Below are 18,145 nucleotides of genomic sequence, written 5' to 3'. Positions count from 1 at the left end.
GTTATTCATTTGCCGTTCATTTTCGCCTCCTATACTTGGGTTATCAAGAGGAGGTCAGAGAATATGTACTTGGCTATTAGAGAGATGAGGTTTGCCAAAGGGCGGTATGCGTTAATTGCTACAATTATGGTGCTTGTTTCATTTCTGGTTTTATTTGTAACAGGTCTGGCACAGGGACTCGCGTATGACAACGCGGCTTCCATCAAAAATATGGCAGCAACCCATTTTGTTCTGGAGCAGGATTCGAATCATCGTTTTACCCGCTCCCAGGTCAATCAGGAACAACTGGAGCAGACACGCTCCGCTGTGGGGCAAGAGAATGCTGAGCCGCTGGGTGTGAAAATGACAACGGTCAGTCCAGCTGGTGAGACGAAGAAGATTGATGTAACGCTTTTCATGGTGAATCCTGAAGGCTGGCTCGCTCCAACCGTAACCGAAGGGTCTCCGATCACGGATCAGAAAGACGGGCAGGTTGTGGTGGATCAAAAGCTGTCTGAATCCGGCGTGACGATTGGAACGGTACTGGTTGACCAAGCCTCGGGAACGGAGTGGACCGTGGGTGGATTTGTTGAAAATGAGTCCTTTAGTCACTCACCGGTTGTGTTCCTGAACGAACAGGAATGGCTTGCTATTCAGGAAGGTTCCCGTACTTCGCAAGGAACAGCAGACTCCAATGCTCCTGTATACAATGCAATTGCCGTTAAGGATGCAGGTGAGAAGGTAGACAGCCTGAGTAGCGCTCTGCCGAATACGGAAGTAATTACGAAGTCTGACGCGGTATCGGCTATTCCTGGTTACAAAGAAGAGCAGGGATCACTGCTCATGATGATTGCCTTTTTATTTGTCATCTCGGCGTTTGTACTTGCGGTATTCTTCTACGTCATCACGATTCAGAAAACGAGTCAATTTGGCATTTTGAAAGCCATTGGGACGCGAAATTCGTATCTGGCTGGCAGTGTTTCATTGCAAGTATTGCTTCTGTCCGTCGGCAGTCTGGTGATCAGTGTTCTGCTGGTTCAGCTGTTTGAGTCCATCTTGCCAGCTTCAATGCCGTTTCAATTAAGCTTGTCCACACTGGCACTAACCTGCGTGTTATTCCTCATTATGTCTATGGCGGGTTCGTTATTCTCGGTGTGGAAGGTTACCAAAATTGATGCGCTTGATGCGATTGGGAGGACTGCAGCATGAAAAACCGACTGGTATTACAGGGAATTACACAGACCTTCGAAGATGGTGGGGTCAAACGGACGATATTGGATAAGCTGGATCTAGAGGTGGCCGAAGGAGAACTCGTCGCAGTGATGGGGCCTTCCGGCTCAGGCAAAAGTACATTTCTGTCCATCGCAGGGGCACTCCTTGAACCGACGGAAGGACAGGTTCTGCTGGATGGCGCATCGATTATGGGCAAAAACAAACAGGATATATCCGATGTGCGGCTTCAGCAGCTTGGATTTATTTTTCAAAGCGCCAACCTCATTCCATATCTGAAAGTGGAGGAACAACTGATGGTGGTTGCGAAGCTTGCCGGAACGGACAAAGCCAAAGCAGCGAAGCGAGTCGATGAGCTGCTGGATACGGTAGGTTTAACCCATCGGCGTAAGGCATATGTAGAGAAGCTGTCCGGCGGGGAACGCCAGCGGGTTGCCATTGCGAGAGCATTGATGAATGATCCAGCCGTATTGCTCGCGGATGAGCCGACAGCCAGCCTGGATGCGGAACGCGGCCTCGATATTGTTGGCATGATTGCACGGCTCGTGAAGGAGCAGGGCAAGTGTGCAGTTATGGTTACGCATGATGAGCGGATTTTGCCGCTATGTGATCGGGTTCTCTTTTTGGAAAATGGGAAACTGGTACACCATTAGCGCTCGGAGTGGCATGTGTAAACATGTTTTAGTTCAACTGATATAACATGAGAAGGTCATGGATTCCCGATGGGAAAGGTGGCCTTCTTTTTTCTTTTTTGATCTATAATGAAAGATAGGATATAGATGGAAGATTTATTTTACATAGAAAGGATTGGATAGAAGATGAAGACTTTGGATCAGGAACAATTCCCGGCGCTCAGTACATCGATTCATTGGGGGATTGTTGAAGCGGAGTTTAGGTTGAACGATATCGTGGATGAAACGCTGGTAAGCAATGTGAGTATCATCCCGTTTGTCGGGGAACAAGTGGTTATTTTTCAGATCGATAATGGGAAATGGGAGCTGCCCGGAGGTACGTTGGAGGCAGGAGAGAAGTATATGGGTGGACTGCAACGTGAAGTGATGGAGGAGCTCGGAGCCAAATTGATCACGTATCAGTTGTTTGGACATTTTCATTGCATGTCGAGTGCGCCTGATCCGTATAGACCGCATATTCCGCATCCTCATTTTGTGAGACTCATTGGCTATGGAGAGGTTGAACTTGTGGGCCAACCGCTGAATCCAGTGGATGGGGAGCAGGTGATTGCTGTAGAGGTTGTAGAGATTGGTGAAGCGATCAAGAGATTTGAAGAACAGAACAGATATGACATTGCGGAAATGTACCAATTGGCTTATGTGCTGCGAGAAGAAGGCAAACAGTGAGTGGCTAGAGACATGTTTCGGTTAGAAAAAGAATAATTAAGAGCCAGGCATTAGACAAAGTCTTAAACATATGATTAGGTAATATCTATTCAAATATGTTGGGGAGGATATCCTAAAACTATGTTACCTATGGAGGAATATTTCGGAAAGTTAGAGCTCGTTTTTTCATTCTATGGGGCTATGCCTACAGGCGTTAGTGTATCAGAAACCGGGCGCATCTTCATTTGCTTTCCCAAATGGGGAGATGACGTTAGATTTACGGTAGCGGAAATTGTTGAGGGTCAGTTGCAGCCTTATCCAAATTTAGAAACGAATTTGATAAACCCTTTGAATATCAGTATGTCCTTCGTCAGTGTCCAAAGTGTAATTGCTGATGGAAGGGGAACTCTGTGGGTATTGGATACGGGTGCACCAAATTTTTCTGAGCCTGTTAAAGGAGGAGCCAAATTAGTCGCTGTAGATTTAAAAACAAATACAATAAGAAAAGTATATACGTTTGCAGAAGATGTAGTCTTGCCGACAACGTATCTGAATGACGTCCGATTTGATTTTCGTGTGGGTAAAGCAGGTTACGCCTATATAACGGATTCTTCTTCCAGAGGTCCAGGTGCTATTATCGTTGTTAATTTAGAAAACGGAAATGCGTATAGACGGTTAGATGGAGCAAGGTCAACCTCACCCGATCCGTATTTTGTGCCGAAAGTGGAAGGTAAAATTTTGATGAATCGAAACACGGATGGTTCGACATCTCCCTTTCAATTGGCCTCTGATGGTATAGCGATTTCCCCAGATGGAAAAATGTTATTTTACTGTCCACTATCCAGTCGTTACCTTTACTCGATCTCAACAGAAGCCCTAAGAGACAGAACGATACCGGATTTTAATTTAAGTTATCTTGTGCAGTATTGGGGAGAAAAGGGTGCATCTGATGGATTGATAACGGATGCAAAAGGAAACGTTTATGCTGGAGACTATGAAAACGATAGTATTCGAAAAATATTGCCAAATGGAATAATGGAAACCATTGCACATGATCCGAGAATTTTATGGCCGGATACGTTTTCTATTGGTCCGGATCAACACTTATATGTAATTGTGAACCAATTACATAGACAGGCAAGATTTCATTATGGAAAAGACATGCGACAAAAACCGTATAGTTTACTTCGTTTGAAAATTGATGAATTACCTGCTCCTACCTTTGGATAAATATATCCCACTTACAAAGCAGACTCTATTTGTGTAGAAAATGCATTTTATAATTATAAGGTTTTAAAGAATATGAGGGCTGTCTAGCGGCAGCCTGTTCAACTAACAGAGTATAGGTAAACAAGGAAATGTATGTGGAATTCTAGAATATTTAAATTCAGTTTATTATATCGTTTTTTAGGCCTGACCCAATTTGTTAGGAGTGATAACGAGTGCGTATCGAAAACGAGAAAATGTACCCTGAGTGTGAAATGATTAAGAGGACAGTAGAGGTTGGTGGACTTACGAAAACGCAGCTTTTTCAAAAATTGCAACAAAACTCTATCATGATGAATGAATTGGGAGAGAAGCTATTAACTGATGATCAATTTACAACTTCTGATACAAAGTACAGTCTGCAGACCGTTGAACTAACCGTTGGTGAACTTGGTTTTCCTGATGGAGCTACTACGGGTCAGATCTTTAAAAGAGCAAGCGAATTAGATTTGGAATTATGCCCGCTTGAGCTGGGGCCTCACCTAAGACTGGTGTATCTGGATCAGCCTGAAGGTTATTCGGGAAATCTTATACAACGACATCGAGCTCCAGTGGGCTCTATCACAATTGCATCAGAGATACTAACCGAAGACGAAGATTTTCCGAGTGGGTTTTATCTTAGACGAATTAACGGCGTGTTGTGGCTGCGTGGATACCGTGCTGATCATCTGCACGTTTGGAACCCTGATGATCATTTTATCTTTAGTCAAACTAATAAGACCTTGAAGGAAATTGAAAATGGTGCGTAAGAAGTCAATTAAAATATTCAGACGCGCCATAGTTAGTATCCTTTTAATCGTAATCCTCGCTCTGATCTTTCCCACATGGACCCCTGGGATCAAGGGAGAGAATAGTATCAGCACGTTAGGACAGGTTGAGATCAATGGTGCAGGTCATGAGGTTATGATTCGCGGGATGGACCGGAACAATCCGATTCTTATTTTCGTGCATGGTGGTCCTGGTTGCTCCGAGATTCCTTATGTAAGGAAGTATCAGCAGGAGCTTGAGCAACATTTCACCATTGTGCATTATGATCAGCGTGGAAGCGGAAAGTCATATCATTTGTTGGAGGATTATTCAGGTTTGACCTCGGATATGCTTGTCGATGATTTGCTCGCTTTAACGGATAATGTTACTAACGAGCTGGGACAAGAGAAGGTTGTGCTGGTCGGTCATTCATTTGGAACATACATAGGAACAAAAGCGGCAGCCAAAGCACCGGACAAATTCATGGTTTATATAGGCATTGGACAAATGGCGGATACTCCTCAGAGTGAGCTGGATAGTTTGGAATATACGATCACGCAAGCGAAACAAGCAGGCAATACAGAAGATGTGGAAAGTTTGGAGCTTCTTCGCCATTCAATCGAGCGAGGAGAAAAGTACACGCCAAGAGATCTGGTTCGCAAGTATGGCGGTGCAGCCAGGCTGATTGACGATAACAAGGATTATACGCTTGGCTTTCTACTGGGAACCGAATATAATGCGCTGGATGTGATTCGGTATTCCATGGGAGTACAGGCTACACAGGAAATTCTCATGAAGGAAGAATCTTCCAACCATTTGCCAGACATTGTAGATCAACTGGAGCTTCCGACTTATTTTGTTATGGGGAAATATGATTATATGACATCTGTGAAAGCGGCACGAGAGTATTTCACTAAGCTTCAAGCTCCCGAAAAAGATTTTGTTGTATTTGATGAGTCGGCCCATTACCCACAGTTCGAGGAGAAAGAACGATTTGCAGCGTGGTTGATCGGGATAGTAGACCGTTTGAAATAAAGTAATTCAGGGAAAAGATTTTGACTTTGAATAAGCGAGGGATCTTGATGGAGCAACTTAATACTAAACTCACAACTAGACTTGCATTACCGGAGGAAGCACCAACTGTGTTGAACCTATGGCAAGAGTCTGCCCGGTGGCTGAACTCCAAAGAGATATATCAATGGCGTCCCGAGTATTTCAATCTGGAAAAAGTCATTGAATTCATGAATGATGGATCAGAAGTATATCTTGCTGAAATGAATCATGAAGTCGTAGGCACGTACACCTTAACATGGTCAGATCCCTTGATTTGGAAAGAACTCGACAACCCGGATTCCGGATACATACACCGATTCGCAGTGAATAGAGATTTTAAAGGACAAAGTATAGGTCTACTTCTTCTAAAATCAGCAGAAGAGAATATTAGACATAAAGGCAAGACCTTGATCAGGCTGGATTGCATGGCCGATAATCTTAGACTTAATCAATATTATAAAGATTATGGATTCCAATATATCCGAAGAGTGGAACTGGGGAGCTGGAGTGCCAGTCTATATGAAAAACAATGATAGTGTCTCTATCGGAGTTCGTTAAGCCCGTACATGTATAAGAAGGAGGTCTATTTATGCTTTTATCCTATTATCCAATGAGATTAATTGATGCGGAAAGAATCGTTACCTGGAAGTATGATCATGAATACGAAATGTACAGTTTCTCTGATTCCGATGAAGATATTCATGAGTTGATGAATGGAGAGTACTTTTCAGTCCTGGATGAACGGGAGAGGTTAGTAGGATTTATTTGTTGCGGGGGATCAGCTCGTGTGCCGGGAGGAACCGCAATCGGACTGTATCAAGAAGAAAGATATCTGGATATAGGCATCGGATTAGATCCAGATCTGACAGGGCAAAAGATAGGATCTGTATTCCTTAAACAAAGTTTAGTATTCTTGCAAAACCAATTTAAACGTTCTCAGTTTCGGCTGGTTGTCGCCTCATTCAATGAGCGAGCAATTAAAGTGTATGAGCGGACAGGCTTTAAAAAAGATAAGGAGTTTTATAGCAAAGTGAATGACGAGGACTTGTTATTTATCAGTATGAAAATGGAAATGCCCATCTACTCTTTTGAAGAAATAAAAGAACAGGATTTGAATGAAGTCAAGGAAATATATAATTACTATGTCTCCAACACGACCATCTCATTTCATACCGAAGAATTGACTCTGGAAGAAATCAAAGCATCTGTCATGAACCCAAATCCGCGGTTTAAATCGTTTGTTATTAAAGAAGAGAACGAAATTAGAGGCTACGTGCTAATTACCCAATATAAGAGCAAACAAGCCTATGATTTCTCGGCTGAAGTAACGATTTATTTGAAACCGGGCACCGTAGGGAAAGGTATTGGCGGAAAAGCGTTACGTTATATAGAGGGTGTTGCACGTGAGCAAGGATTCTACACGTTGATTGCTACCGTTTGTATGGAAAACACACGCAGTATATCCTTATTTGAAAAGCATGGATATGAGCAATGTGCGATGTTTAAAGGCGTGGGATATAAGTTTGAGCGAAGATTGGATATTGGTAGTTTTCAAAAGTTGTTATAGCCTATGAATAATATTCAATATAATCTAAAATTCGAAAAACTCATCACTGATTTAGAACTTGGTGAGTTGATCAGTAAGCCCAAGGCAATCTCGGGTGGGCTTTTACATCGCATGTATGCCATTGAAACCACACATGTCAAATATGCTGTGAAAGCACTGAATCCTCAAATTATGAGTAGACCTACAGCTATGCAGAATTATATTCAATCTGAAAAAATAGCAAGCTTGGCAGCAAGTTTTATCCATGCTCAACCTGCCAAAGTGATAAACGGTTCTTTAATGCAAATATTAGATAATCAATGCTATCTTATATTTGACTGGATTCATGGTAAAAGTTTGGAGCTTCATGAACTAACCGAAACTTATTGTGAACATATGGGCATGATTCTTGCGGATATTCATAAAACTGATTTTTCGCAACTTCAAATTCCTAATCTTCAGTTGGATCATTCGAAAGAAACAGATTGGACTTATTATCTAAACAAAGGGCAGAAAGAAGACTCTGATTGGACGCTTCTATTAGGTAATAACCTTCAAAAGCTATATGAGTGGAGTGCTCAGGCAAAAAAATCATCAGTCATGCTGGGATCAGATACAGTTATTAGTCATAGAGATCTTGAACCTAAGAACGTGATGTGGCAGCAGAACAATCCCATCATTATTGATTGGGAATCAGCGGGTTATATCAATCCGATGCATGACCTGGTGGAAACAGCTATGTATTGGTCTGTAGATCACACCGGAAACGTGTGCAAAGAAAGGTTCATAGCTTTTATAGAGGGATATCGGTCTCGAGTTGGGAATTTAAACGCCAATTGGAGAATGGTTCTCGAAAATGGTTTTGCCGGAAAGTTGGACTGGCTCGAATACAGTCTAAAACGCTCCTTGTGGATTGAATGTACTGACAATGAAGAACAACAAATGGGAACATCACAAGTTACATGGACTATAGAGGCTTTAAAACAATACGAGGATATGATCTCAGATGTTGAGAACTGGTTGAGTATCTAAATCCGAGATAACTGTTATCTGATAAAACGGAAAGGAGTGACTCACATGGCAAACACTAAAGGAACATTAAGAACATGCGAACAAGGGCATGCCTATTACAAAAGTAGCGATTGTCCAACCTGTCCTGTCTGTGAGAAGGAACGAAAACCGAAAGAGGGATTTCTTGCATTGCTGTCTGCACCCGCCAGACGAGCGCTGGAGAATCAGGGAATTATAACGTTGCAGTTACTCTCGCAATACACTGAAAAAGAGATTTTGAAGCTGCATGGAATTGGGCCTTCAGCGATGCCAAAACTTCGACAAGCGCTCGAAGAAGAGGGATTATCCTTTAATAAGTAACCCTCTTCTTTTTTTATTTCCACTAATCCAAACCGGAAACCATTTCCTCAACCGTTACCTGGTACAACAGATTCCTTTAATAGAGGAGTAAACGGATCTGCCTTGCTTGAACGTTATATGCAGATATGCCATCTCTGCACGAGTTAAGTACAGTATGGTGGAAGAATACGTTGCTGAACATGGCAGAAGTATAGCTAAGGTTTTCATTTTCCGAATCATGACCTGAATTGGTGAATTTTGTATCGTTTTACTCCTCTGTGATGTACAATAAGGAAGTTGTGACAAAACCCGATAACAATGAAAGGTAGCAGCAGGGAGCTATCAGGGAAGTACTAGACAGATACATACAGAGTATCAAAAGAGGTTGAAAGTAACACGTAGCATGTTGAGAACTACAGTAGAGTAATCATCTCAGAATGACAAAACAGAATAAGGAGTGTTATTAGTGGAACCACATGTAGAGGAGTCGAAGGTAGACTATCGACCATTAGGTGTATCGGGACTTGGGGGATGGTTGATCCTCATTCAAATCGGACTTTTTCTTACAATCATTTTGCTCGCAATACAACTATTTCAATATAGTTTGCCAGCAGTGACTACAGAGTCATGGGAGTTGTTAACTTCAGATCAATCGGACTATTATCACCCGTTATGGGGCCCGGTCATCATTTTTGAAACAGTATATAATGCGCTATTTTTAATGTTTAGCATATACACTGTCATTGCTTTTTATAGAAAAAAATCGATATTCCCTCGTCTTATGATTATGTTTTATAGTGTCAGTCTAGTTGTGGGTATTATTGACTATTTATTGCTGCTTCAGATTCCGATGGCCAGAGAGCTTGAAGATGGGAGTTCGGTAAGAGATATTGTAAAGTCGGTACTTACCTGTGCCATATGGATTCCTTACTTTATTAAATCAGAACGAGTTCATAATACGTTTGTCAGATAAAAACATAAGCCCCGACCTAAGATGGAAGATCTAGGGCCGGGGTTTGTTATAAGAAGAATTCGAATAGAGGAGGAGATAACTTGAAGATTTTCTTAGTGAGACACGGGATGGATGAGGAGGGATACAGAGGTGGCTGGAGTCAGAGAGGACTCATTGAGCAAGGTATTATTCAATCGGAGAGGCTCGGAGTTTATCTGTATCATCATTCAGAGCAATATAAGATCAATACGGTGATTAGCAGTGACCTCCCACGTGCAGTACAGACTACAAAAGAGCTTGAAAAAAGGCTGGATATAAAAGCGCATTACCTGAAGGACTGGAGAGAAATGAACAACGGAGATTTGGCTGGCATGCCAAACAAGGAAGCTGAAGTGAACTATGCAGGAGTTTATTTTAACAAGCTTGGAATGGATACCCCGTTTCCAGGAGGAGAAAGCCCTCGAAATTTTTATAACAGAATATGTACATCCTTTCGAAATTTATGCCAGAGTATAGAGGAGCACAAGGTCGAATCCAATGTTCTGTTGGTTACACACGGTGGAGTAATTAACATACTTTATTATCTCTTAGGACACCAAAATTGGACTAATACATCGGAGTTTCATTCTATAGGGAATACCAGTGTTCATACGGTTGAAAAAGGACTAAATGGTTGGGAGTTTAGCAGCATGAATATGATGAATCATCTAGGTTAGAAAAGGGAGTAAATACATGGAGATTTATTTTGAAGAAGATAACGAACTTTTTAGCTGGGAAGCGGAGAGTAAGGGATACAGATACGACATTTATGTAAAAATCGATAAAGAACTGTTTCGAGTTGCGGCATATGATCTTGCTAGAATTACACAGGACTTTAATGATGAGGTAAGCCATAATGGATCTTATAGAATTGATAACAATCTAATTCTATTAAAAGAAGTCACCAAAGACGAGATTATATCCACCATAACTAGACTATACCTGGAAGATTATTTTAGAGAATTGAAGCCGTTGGATGAAGGAAACGTAATGAGTTTAAATCTTATAAAAATAAATTAAGTTCAATTACGCTACAATGGAATTAAATGGAAGTCTAAGGAGGTAGTCGCTATGAGTGATAAACCGAGTAATTTGTTGCGCGGGTTGAAGTCCTTGTCTGGACCTTTTCCATCTTGGGATACCGAGCTGTTACCGGATCGACCTGGGGAGCTTTTTTTGGATTGGCTGAGACTGGCTATTGATTATGAGGTGAAAGAACCTCATGCGATGACGATCTCGACAGTGGACTCGAATGGTTTCCCAGATGCACGAGTATTAATCTTGAAAGACGTAGTTGACGAAGCTTTTTATTTTGCATCTGGATCGGAGAGTCGAAAAGGACAGCAGCTGGCGAACAATCCGCAGGTGGCACTGACCTTTTATTGGCCTGCGCTGGGCAGACAGATTCGAATAAGAGGGACCGCCGAGGATATGGGCGAGGAAGCGGGGGCGGCCGATTTTCGGAAAAGATCAGCAGGGGCACGCGCAGTTGCGATGACAGGAAGGCAGAGTCAGGAACTTGAGAGCGAGGAAGAATTGGAACGTGCCATTGCCGCTCAGAAGGAACGAATCAGCCAAGATCCTGATGTTATTACACCGAATTGGAGACTGTACGCCGTGAACGCACAGGAAGTTGAATTCTGGCAGGGAGACCCGGAGCGGAAGCATCTGCGAATCCAATATGTTCTGCATCAAGGGCAATGGAAGCACCAGAAGTTATGGCCGTGATTTTATAAAGGGGGAATATGTGTGAGTCGTAGAACTACAGGGACACTTCTGCTGGTCATAGCGGCATTTCTGTACGGTGTTCGATATTTAACTGCTGCTATTTTTGGTTCTGGTGTAGCTTCATGGAGTTCGGACTTGTTCCAGGAGATGTTGAATTATGTTGGGACTGCTCCGAGAAATTGGAGTATAGTTGCTTTAATCCTGGGGGTGTTCTATTTAATATGGGCGGAATATGAAGCAACCAGCTCCAAAACCAAAGAAAGTCTCAAGCGATTTGTGAGTTATGGAATTGTAGATCAAGAAGCGGAAAGCCGGAACAAAACAGAATAACAGGACAAAGTGATTCCTTATAAGCAACGGTCGCAAAACTAACTTAAGGACCCGGGGAGGCATACAAATGAAGTCGATTGAAAGCTATTTCGACCCATTTCCAGTATTGGAAACAGAACGATTGCTCCTTAGGCCCATTACCTATGCTGATCTGGATGAGATGTACCGTTATTGCGCGGTTCCTGCTGTATCGGAGTACACAACCTGGGATGCACATCAGAGCAAGGAGGATACCAAAGTCTTTATTGATTTTATCATGAGCCAATATGAGGCGGATAAGCTGGGACCATGGGGGATCGAGGATAAACAAACGAAGAAGCTGATTGGCAGCTGCAATTATTTGGGGTGCGACAGCAACAGTATGAGGGTGGAATTGGGTTATGTGTTATCCAACGAGTACTGGGGTCGAGGAATCATGACGGAAGTGGTTAGCCGAATCATTCAATTTGGATTTGAAGACATCGGGTTGGAACGAATTCAGGCTAAATGTCTGGTCGGAAACATCGGTTCCGCAAAGGTCATGGAAAAGGCAGGCATGAAATTTGAAGGGGTTTTAAGGAAGTATATGAAAATTAAAAACGAAATGCAGGATTTGAAAATGTATGCGATCATACGATCCGATTATGATTCAGACACATATAATTAAAATAATATATTATAGTAGTTTCGTTTCATGATCTGCGATTGTTTAAATAGTCGATCTGTTATATCTATTATGTTGGTAATTCTCAAACTTTCCGAAAGGTAAGGTGTTAATATGGTTAAAGTTAGAAAGTATCCAGAACGTGTTACTGCTTCTATGTATAGAGTGTACCATGATAATGAGGCTTTACTATTAAGACATAATACATCTATTCATTTTGGAGAATCTACTAAGCAACTGGGCATGGTTATAATGACAAATCCGGGGAGTTTTGAATTAAAAAAAACACCAGAATGGAATTCTTATAAGAATGGTACAAGCGAGGGTGATACTTTTGAAGTTAATGATTACGCTGACTTGACTATGCGCAACATAATTAAGCTACTCAAATGTAGTTTTGAAGGACATTCTGAGCCAAGCGGTATTCTACGCATTTATAACCTTTCCAATGTACGCCAATCTGCTGGTCTGAAAGCAGAGGTCTACCATAATCGAGCAAAACAGGTTATTTCAAACCATGTACTCTCATTGCTTGAAGATCCTATAACTCATTCCCAAGATTCTTTTTTGGAAGAGTGCGAAAAATCACGTTTTGTAATAATGGGATTTGTGGATAAAGTGTTTGAAGAGAAGATGAGACGGGTTATTGATTGGTCTGAGCATGTTCGAGAGCGTCGTGTATGTGCTGTTGATAATAAGGGGCGTTTTTCACACCCACGAAGATGGATAACAGAACCTTTATTAATGGAAAAGGCGATTGAATCCTTGAAATCGGTTATACAAGTATAAGTTTCTGTTAAGTTTTTTGAATAATTGCAAAGACATCGTATTCTATACTTTTTGAAACGTACATAATGTCATATCGTGCATCGACCGAGATCCGCTATAATCTCCAAGTTGAAAAAACATGGATAAGGAATCGGGAGGTACATCAAATTGACAGCGAAAAACAGATATAAATCACTGGAACTTGAAACACCCGGCGTATATGAATTGGAAGGACTGGAGGTCGGTGTGACCTCCAATTGCAATTACAAATGCGACTATTGCTGCGCATACAATCGGGACGATGGGCAATGCATAAGCGGTCAGGAGGTTATCCGAATTATCCGTGAACTTCCGCGGCTCAAGCGGGTGCGTTTATCCGGGGGAGAGGTGACGCTGAAATATCAGGATTGCTTGGAGATTGTGAAATATTGTGGGCTACATGGCATCGACACGCAGTTAAATACCAATGCCATCCTGCTGACGGAAGAACGAATTCATGCCTTGCGTGATGCGGGCTTATCCAATATTCATATTTCGTTCAACTATACGGACCCAGATGCATATGCCGCCTATTATCGTGTACATCCCCGCATGTATGAGCGATTGGAGCACAACATCCGTCTTTGTACTGAGGCGGGGCTGGAGACCGTATTGGAGACGCTGCTATTTGAAGGTACCCAGGCCAACATGCAGGCCATTAGCGATAAAGTCTATGATTTGGGTGTACGCATCCATGAAATCCAGAACAGCATCGTGATGCCGCATAGCCAGTGGAGCCAGATTGTCACCAAGGAGTCACTCATCCACTCCGTAAACGAGCTAATCAAGCACAAGAAGCAAGATACGACGTTATATTTTACCTGCATGGATCGTTTTGCCGAAAAATTGGGTTTGTATGAACAGCCGGGTGTGTACTTCTCCAATTGTGTGGATGGAACCAAACAGCTTCATTTGCATGGGAATGGGGATATTCTTATCTGTGAGTTATGCCATCCAGTTGTCATTGGTAATATCTATCAGGGAACGTCCTTGAAGGATATCTATACCAAACGGCCGCAAGCGTTAACGGATTATCTGGAAAAGCAGCCCTGCCCTGCATACGATGCTCTTTTTGCAGGTGAACAACAACGTTTATAAAAGGCGGTTCAACTCTGAACTGTGCCTGTTGGGTTTATACATATGTAGGATAAAATCCATTCATCATCATTTAATCAGAAGGTTGCATGATCTCCTCGACGGAGACAGCGCGATCTTCTTTTTTTTTGCGTTCCCATGTTTCAGATTCATTTAAGCTATCCGACCTATCATGAGCCTAAGAACTTTATTAAGAGGTGAATTTCACGTATGACGATGCACAGAGAACCCAACCAGCGGAACAATGAGAACAACAAACTTAACACGAAACCCAAGTCCAGACGGAAATGGATGATCCTTACGCTTGTCATCATACTGGGGCTAGGCACAGTGATATACAGTTTGGCGAACCGGTATTTGATTCGACATGTAGAAGTGGTCGTGGCAGACGATAACACAGCAGCGGTCAGCAGCGATTCAAACACGGCTGAGGTTAACGCAACCGAAGTGAATGCAACGTCAGATGACTGGAACTACTCCAGCGATGATATGCAGGTCAAGATCGACAAGATGCAGACGGGCTCCGGCTCGGACCAGATCACGTATTACGTCGCGGATGTACAGCTGACGGATGCGAGCAGCCTGCGCTCGGCTCTGGCAGATAACAGCTTTGGCACGAATATTACCGAAAACACTTCAGAAATTGCAGCGGCCAACAATGCGATCTTTGCAATCAATGGAGACTACTACGGTTTCCGCGACGATGGCGTGATTATCCGTAATGGTACGGTATATCGGGATGATCCGGTGCGTGATGCGATGGCGCTATTCAGTGACGGTACGATGAAGACGTACAACGAGACGGAAGTTTCCTCATCGGAACTGCTGGCGGAAGGCGCGACCAATACATTATCTTTTGGACCGATTCTGATTCAGGATGGTGAGATTGTCAGTGACTTCAGCAATGTGAAAATTGATAACAACTTTGGTAACCGATCGATCCAGGATGCGAACCCAAGAACCGCGATCGGTATGATTGCCCCCAATCATTATGTGTTCGTTGTGGTGGACGGACGGCAGGATGACAGCCGTGGCATGACTTTGGCAGAGCTTGCTGATGTTATGAAAGGTCTTGGAGCAACAGAAGCCTACAATCTGGACGGCGGCGGTTCATCCACCATGTACTTCATGGGTCGGGTTGTCAACAATCCACTGGGCAAAAATCAGGAACGTGGTGTAAGTGACATCCTTTATCTGAAGGAGGGGCAATAATCATGACGATATTAATTCCATCATACGAACCGGATGTGCGGTTATTAAATCTCGTTTTACAGTTGCAGACGTTTAAGTTAGGACCCATTGTTATTGTAGATGATGGCAGCGGCCCGGGTTACCGGGGGATTTTCGAGACGGCTGAAGCCTATGGGTGCACGGTCCTGACACATACGATTAATTTGGGCAAGGGACGTGCGCTCAAGACAGGCTTTCAACATATCAAGGAACATGGGCCACAGGGCAGAATTGTGTGTGCGGACAGTGACGGACAGCATCTCCCGCATGATATCAAACGTATATTTGATGTACTATTGGAGCAGACCACCCCGGGCATGGTTCTGGGAAGCCGTCGTTTCAGTGGAACCATTCCAGCGCGCAGCCGTTTCGGCAACACGATCACACGAGGCGTCTTTTCTCTCACGACAGGTACGAAAGTATATGATACACAGACAGGCCTGCGTGGTTTTCCGTACTCGATGCTGGACTGGCTGTGCCAGATTCCGGGAGATCGATTTGAATACGAAATGAACATGCTGCTAACAGCACATAAAGAAGGGTATGAGATCACGGAGGAGTTTATTGATACGGTCTATCTGGATCACAACAAATCCTCACATTTCCGCCCGCTGGTAGATTCATTCCGCATTTATATGCCGATTCTGATGTTCAGTACGTCTTCGGTGCTGTCCGCTCTGATCGATTTAGGCTTATTGTTCGTCATTCAGTATTTCACGCATAATCTGTTCCTATCGGTCGTTGCAGCGAGACTATGCAGCTCAATCTTCAACTATACGATTAACCGGAAGTATGTATTTTCAGCCGTGAAAACGTCCAGGGTCCGCCAGTCATTACCGAAATACTTTTCACTGGTCATTCTGGTGCTGCTATTAAATTACGGACTGCTGTACTTTTATAACGAAAAACTGATTATCCCGCTGATCGCGGCCAAGCTGTTAACCGAGGTGTCGATCTTTGTGTTCAGCTATTGGGCGCAGCGTAAGTTTGTCTATTAATACAGAGAGAGTGAGCGTAAGCTTGCTCTCTTTTTTTCATTCAAAACCGTTTCATGTTTACCGCGTTATGGGGTACGATGGAGGTAGTTGGGATTTTCCTCCAATCGCAGTTGCCCCCAAATTTCAAATGATGTTTTAGCCGAAGAAATTAGGGGACAAAGGCGAACGCTGACGCTTTTCCGGAATTGCTTCGTGCTCTCCGCTGCTTCGTGCTCACCCCTACCTCATAAACCAAAAGAAGACATGGCCACTCAAAAGAATATTCTGCGCTTCTTGGTTAACAAAAAAAGGACGAGAACAGGGTAAGCCTACCCTTGTTCTCGTCCTTTTAAACTCAAAGGAGGACGAGCGTTACATCAGCTTCTTAATCTCATCCTTCAGGATTTCGGACTGGGTGCCGAAGATGACCTGCACTGCTCCGCCACCGAGCCTCATGACGCCGGAAGCACCAAGCTGTTTGAGCGCCTGGTCGTTGACGGCTTTGTCGTCCCTAACAACAAGTCGGAGGCGAGTGATGCAGGCGTCGATGCTCTCGATATTATCTGTTCCCCCGATCCCGGCGAGCACTTTGCCAGCCTTGGTGTCGTCAGACGCCGCTGCCACGGCGGAAGCATCAGTGGGGACATCGGCATCATCAGCGTCATCCTCGCGCCCCGGCGTTTTCAGGTTGAACTTCACAATCATGAACCGGAACAGGAAATAATAGACCACCGCAAATGCGAGTCCGACCGGGATCATGAGCAGCGGATTGGTCGACAGCTTCATGTTCACGAGGTAATCGATCAGACCTGCCGAGAAGGCGAAGCCCAGCTTAACATTCAGCAGGTACATGATCAGGGCCGCTGCACCGGTAAGAATAGCGTGCACCACATACAGCAGAGGCGCCGCGAACATGAAGGAGAACTCGAGCGGCTCGGTAATACCCGTTAAGAACGAAGCCACCGCTGCGCCGATAAAGATCGAAGCGACCATTTTGCGCTTTTCTGGCCGGGCTGTATGAATCAAGGCAAGCGCCGCCGCCGGAAGAGCGAACATCATAATCGGGAAGAATCCAGACATGAACATGCCTGCCGTAGGGTCTCCGTTGAAGAAGCGGGTCAGGTCGCCGTGCACGACTTCCCCGGCTGCATTGGTATAATCTCCGATCTGGAACCAGGCGATGGAGTTGAGGACATGATGCAGACCGAGCGGGATGAGCAGGCGGTTGGCGATCATGAACACCATGGAGCCAACGCCGCCAAAGCCTACAATCCAGGCGCCGAAAGCGCCGATGGCATCCTGAATCGGGCTCCAGACCATGCCGAACAGGATGGCCAATACCAGCATGGAGCCGGCGGTGACCATCGGCACAAAGCGTTTGCCAGAGAAGAAGCCGAGCCAGTCAGGAAGCTTGATATTGTGGTATTTTTTATACATATAGGCTGCTAGCAGTCCGGCAAATATCCCGCCCAATACGCCCATATCCAGCTTGACATCGTCAGGAATATAGCCGAATACACCTGGAACGGCTCCCAGAATCCGCGTCAGCACCATATAAGCGATCAGGGCGGAAAGCGCGGCGACCGCATCCCCCGCCAGTCCGATTGCCACCCCGATGGCGAAGATGAGCGCAAGGTTGCCGAAGATCGCCCCCGCCCCCTCATTCAGGAATGGAACTACATACTGATTGAGAAATCCCCCGATCACGGGTCCGAGCGGAATGTCCTTTTCATAATTAAGAAGACCCAAGCCTTGAAGAATACCTGCCGCAGGCAGGGTTGCTACAGGAAGCATCAGGGATCTTCCCAGCTTTTGCAGTACTTTCAGCATATTGTT

General features: G+C 44.1%; 21 protein-coding genes. 20 read left to right on the top strand and 1 reads right to left on the bottom strand.

Annotated features, from left to right (window positions below):
* Window positions 1-63: 63 nt before the first annotated feature.
* From Q0V21_RS28460 to Q0V21_RS28365, 20 genes are all read left to right on the top strand, one after another.
* A complete protein-coding gene (locus Q0V21_RS28460) occupies window positions 64-1,188 on the top strand; it encodes an ABC transporter permease (protein ID WP_301881730.1) in 1,125 nt (374 codons plus the stop codon).
* Window positions 1,185-1,862, top strand: a complete 678-nt coding sequence (locus Q0V21_RS28455; RefSeq protein ID WP_301881729.1) for an ABC transporter ATP-binding protein — start codon at window positions 1,185-1,187, stop codon at window positions 1,860-1,862. The genes Q0V21_RS28460 and Q0V21_RS28455 overlap by 4 nt, the downstream gene beginning before the upstream one ends.
* A gap of 165 nt (window positions 1,863-2,027) precedes the next feature.
* The gene (locus Q0V21_RS28450) at window positions 2,028-2,567 is read left to right on the top strand and encodes an NUDIX hydrolase (RefSeq protein ID WP_301881728.1); all 540 of its coding nucleotides are present in this window, start codon (window positions 2,028-2,030) and stop codon (window positions 2,565-2,567) included.
* 120 nt (window positions 2,568-2,687) lie between these two features.
* Window positions 2,688-3,776, top strand: coding sequence for an L-dopachrome tautomerase-related protein (locus Q0V21_RS28445; protein ID WP_301881727.1), 1,089 nt, complete (start codon window positions 2,688-2,690; stop codon window positions 3,774-3,776).
* Between the two features lie 233 nt (window positions 3,777-4,009).
* Window positions 4,010-4,561: a helicase gene (locus Q0V21_RS28440; RefSeq protein ID WP_301881827.1), complete on the top strand. Its 552-nt coding sequence runs from the start codon at window positions 4,010-4,012 to the stop codon at window positions 4,559-4,561.
* The gene (locus tag Q0V21_RS28435) at window positions 4,551-5,594 is read left to right on the top strand and encodes an alpha/beta fold hydrolase (protein ID WP_079346494.1); all 1,044 of its coding nucleotides are present in this window, start codon (window positions 4,551-4,553) and stop codon (window positions 5,592-5,594) included. Before Q0V21_RS28440 ends, Q0V21_RS28435 begins: the two co-directional genes overlap by 11 nt.
* A gap of 47 nt (window positions 5,595-5,641) precedes the next feature.
* A complete protein-coding gene (locus Q0V21_RS28430; RefSeq protein WP_079346492.1) occupies window positions 5,642-6,145 on the top strand; it encodes a GNAT family N-acetyltransferase in 504 nt (167 codons plus the stop codon).
* A gap of 56 nt (window positions 6,146-6,201) precedes the next feature.
* On the top strand, window positions 6,202-7,179 hold the full coding sequence (locus Q0V21_RS28425; RefSeq protein ID WP_301881724.1) for a GNAT family N-acetyltransferase: 978 nt from the start codon (window positions 6,202-6,204) through the stop codon (window positions 7,177-7,179).
* A 3-nt stretch (window positions 7,180-7,182) separates the two neighbouring features.
* Window positions 7,183-8,190 (top strand): aminoglycoside phosphotransferase family protein, encoded by a 1,008-nt coding sequence (locus tag Q0V21_RS28420; RefSeq protein WP_301881723.1) that lies wholly within the window; start codon window positions 7,183-7,185, stop codon window positions 8,188-8,190.
* A 45-nt stretch (window positions 8,191-8,235) separates the two neighbouring features.
* A complete protein-coding gene (locus Q0V21_RS28415; protein WP_079346486.1) occupies window positions 8,236-8,529 on the top strand; it encodes an RNA polymerase alpha subunit C-terminal domain-containing protein in 294 nt (97 codons plus the stop codon).
* A 445-nt stretch (window positions 8,530-8,974) separates the two neighbouring features.
* Entirely contained in the window at window positions 8,975-9,481 is a 507-nt protein-coding gene (locus tag Q0V21_RS28410; RefSeq protein WP_024628170.1) for a DUF2569 domain-containing protein, read from the top strand.
* A 95-nt stretch (window positions 9,482-9,576) separates the two neighbouring features.
* Window positions 9,577-10,176 carry a histidine phosphatase family protein gene (locus tag Q0V21_RS28405; protein WP_301881826.1) on the top strand — a complete coding sequence of 200 codons (600 nt, stop codon included), beginning with the start codon at window positions 9,577-9,579 and terminating at the stop codon, window positions 10,174-10,176.
* Window positions 10,177-10,192: 16 nt separating this feature from the next.
* On the top strand, window positions 10,193-10,519 hold the full coding sequence (locus tag Q0V21_RS28400) for a hypothetical protein (protein ID WP_301881720.1): 327 nt from the start codon (window positions 10,193-10,195) through the stop codon (window positions 10,517-10,519).
* Between the two features lie 51 nt (window positions 10,520-10,570).
* Window positions 10,571-11,227 (top strand): pyridoxine/pyridoxamine 5'-phosphate oxidase, encoded by a 657-nt coding sequence (locus Q0V21_RS28395; RefSeq protein WP_301881719.1) that lies wholly within the window; start codon window positions 10,571-10,573, stop codon window positions 11,225-11,227.
* Window positions 11,228-11,248: 21 nt separating this feature from the next.
* Window positions 11,249-11,557, top strand: a complete 309-nt coding sequence (locus Q0V21_RS28390; protein WP_179132685.1) for a hypothetical protein — start codon at window positions 11,249-11,251, stop codon at window positions 11,555-11,557.
* A gap of 67 nt (window positions 11,558-11,624) precedes the next feature.
* Window positions 11,625-12,203: a GNAT family N-acetyltransferase gene (locus tag Q0V21_RS28385; protein ID WP_301881718.1), complete on the top strand. Its 579-nt coding sequence runs from the start codon at window positions 11,625-11,627 to the stop codon at window positions 12,201-12,203.
* Between the two features lie 111 nt (window positions 12,204-12,314).
* On the top strand, window positions 12,315-12,989 hold the full coding sequence (locus Q0V21_RS28380; protein ID WP_301881717.1) for a hypothetical protein: 675 nt from the start codon (window positions 12,315-12,317) through the stop codon (window positions 12,987-12,989).
* A gap of 147 nt (window positions 12,990-13,136) precedes the next feature.
* Window positions 13,137-14,105 carry a radical SAM protein gene (locus Q0V21_RS28375; protein WP_301881715.1) on the top strand — a complete coding sequence of 323 codons (969 nt, stop codon included), beginning with the start codon at window positions 13,137-13,139 and terminating at the stop codon, window positions 14,103-14,105.
* A gap of 207 nt (window positions 14,106-14,312) precedes the next feature.
* Window positions 14,313-15,314, top strand: a complete 1,002-nt coding sequence (locus Q0V21_RS28370) for a phosphodiester glycosidase family protein (protein WP_301881713.1) — start codon at window positions 14,313-14,315, stop codon at window positions 15,312-15,314.
* Window positions 15,315-15,316: 2 nt separating this feature from the next.
* Window positions 15,317-16,330 (top strand): bifunctional glycosyltransferase family 2/GtrA family protein, encoded by a 1,014-nt coding sequence (locus tag Q0V21_RS28365; RefSeq protein ID WP_301881712.1) that lies wholly within the window; start codon window positions 15,317-15,319, stop codon window positions 16,328-16,330.
* A 351-nt stretch (window positions 16,331-16,681) separates the two neighbouring features.
* On the opposite strand, the gene Q0V21_RS28360 is transcribed toward Q0V21_RS28365, so the two are convergent.
* Window positions 16,682-18,139 carry a PTS transporter subunit EIIC gene (locus tag Q0V21_RS28360; protein WP_301881710.1) on the bottom strand — a complete coding sequence of 486 codons (1,458 nt, stop codon included), beginning with the start codon at window positions 18,137-18,139 and terminating at the stop codon, window positions 16,682-16,684.
* Window positions 18,140-18,145: the final 6 nt, after the last annotated feature.

This window comes from Paenibacillus sp. 11B, assembly GCF_030487755.1.
In the GTDB taxonomy this organism is placed as follows: domain Bacteria; phylum Bacillota; class Bacilli; order Paenibacillales; family Paenibacillaceae; genus Paenibacillus; species Paenibacillus vandeheii.
This window is presented reverse-complemented; position numbering and strand designations above follow the sequence as displayed.

Excerpts from the sequence above, each read along its gene's own strand:
- Q0V21_RS28370 (WP_301881713.1), top strand. The coding sequence starts at position 14,313 with ATGACGATGCACAGAGAACCCAACCAGCGGAACAATGAGAACAACAAA.
- Q0V21_RS28360 (WP_301881710.1), bottom strand. The coding sequence starts at position 18,139 with ATGCTGAAAGTACTGCAAAAGCTGGGAAGATCCCTGATGCTTCCTGTA.
- Q0V21_RS28455 (WP_301881729.1), top strand. The coding sequence starts at position 1,185 with ATGAAAAACCGACTGGTATTACAGGGAATTACACAGACCTTCGAAGAT.
- Q0V21_RS28420 (WP_301881723.1), top strand. The coding sequence starts at position 7,183 with ATGAATAATATTCAATATAATCTAAAATTCGAAAAACTCATCACTGAT.
- Q0V21_RS28445 (WP_301881727.1), top strand. The coding sequence starts at position 2,688 with ATGTTACCTATGGAGGAATATTTCGGAAAGTTAGAGCTCGTTTTTTCA.
- Q0V21_RS28435 (WP_079346494.1), top strand. The coding sequence starts at position 4,551 with ATGGTGCGTAAGAAGTCAATTAAAATATTCAGACGCGCCATAGTTAGT.
- Q0V21_RS28415 (WP_079346486.1), top strand. The coding sequence starts at position 8,236 with ATGGCAAACACTAAAGGAACATTAAGAACATGCGAACAAGGGCATGCC.
- Q0V21_RS28430 (WP_079346492.1), top strand. The coding sequence starts at position 5,642 with ATGGAGCAACTTAATACTAAACTCACAACTAGACTTGCATTACCGGAG.
- Q0V21_RS28440 (WP_301881827.1), top strand. The coding sequence starts at position 4,010 with ATGTACCCTGAGTGTGAAATGATTAAGAGGACAGTAGAGGTTGGTGGA.
- Q0V21_RS28400 (WP_301881720.1), top strand. The coding sequence starts at position 10,193 with ATGGAGATTTATTTTGAAGAAGATAACGAACTTTTTAGCTGGGAAGCG.
- Q0V21_RS28425 (WP_301881724.1), top strand. The coding sequence starts at position 6,202 with ATGCTTTTATCCTATTATCCAATGAGATTAATTGATGCGGAAAGAATC.
- Q0V21_RS28365 (WP_301881712.1), top strand. The coding sequence starts at position 15,317 with ATGACGATATTAATTCCATCATACGAACCGGATGTGCGGTTATTAAAT.
- Q0V21_RS28380 (WP_301881717.1), top strand. The coding sequence starts at position 12,315 with ATGGTTAAAGTTAGAAAGTATCCAGAACGTGTTACTGCTTCTATGTAT.
- Q0V21_RS28450 (WP_301881728.1), top strand. The coding sequence starts at position 2,028 with ATGAAGACTTTGGATCAGGAACAATTCCCGGCGCTCAGTACATCGATT.
- Q0V21_RS28460 (WP_301881730.1), top strand. The coding sequence starts at position 64 with ATGTACTTGGCTATTAGAGAGATGAGGTTTGCCAAAGGGCGGTATGCG.
- Q0V21_RS28385 (WP_301881718.1), top strand. The coding sequence starts at position 11,625 with ATGAAGTCGATTGAAAGCTATTTCGACCCATTTCCAGTATTGGAAACA.
- Q0V21_RS28395 (WP_301881719.1), top strand. The coding sequence starts at position 10,571 with ATGAGTGATAAACCGAGTAATTTGTTGCGCGGGTTGAAGTCCTTGTCT.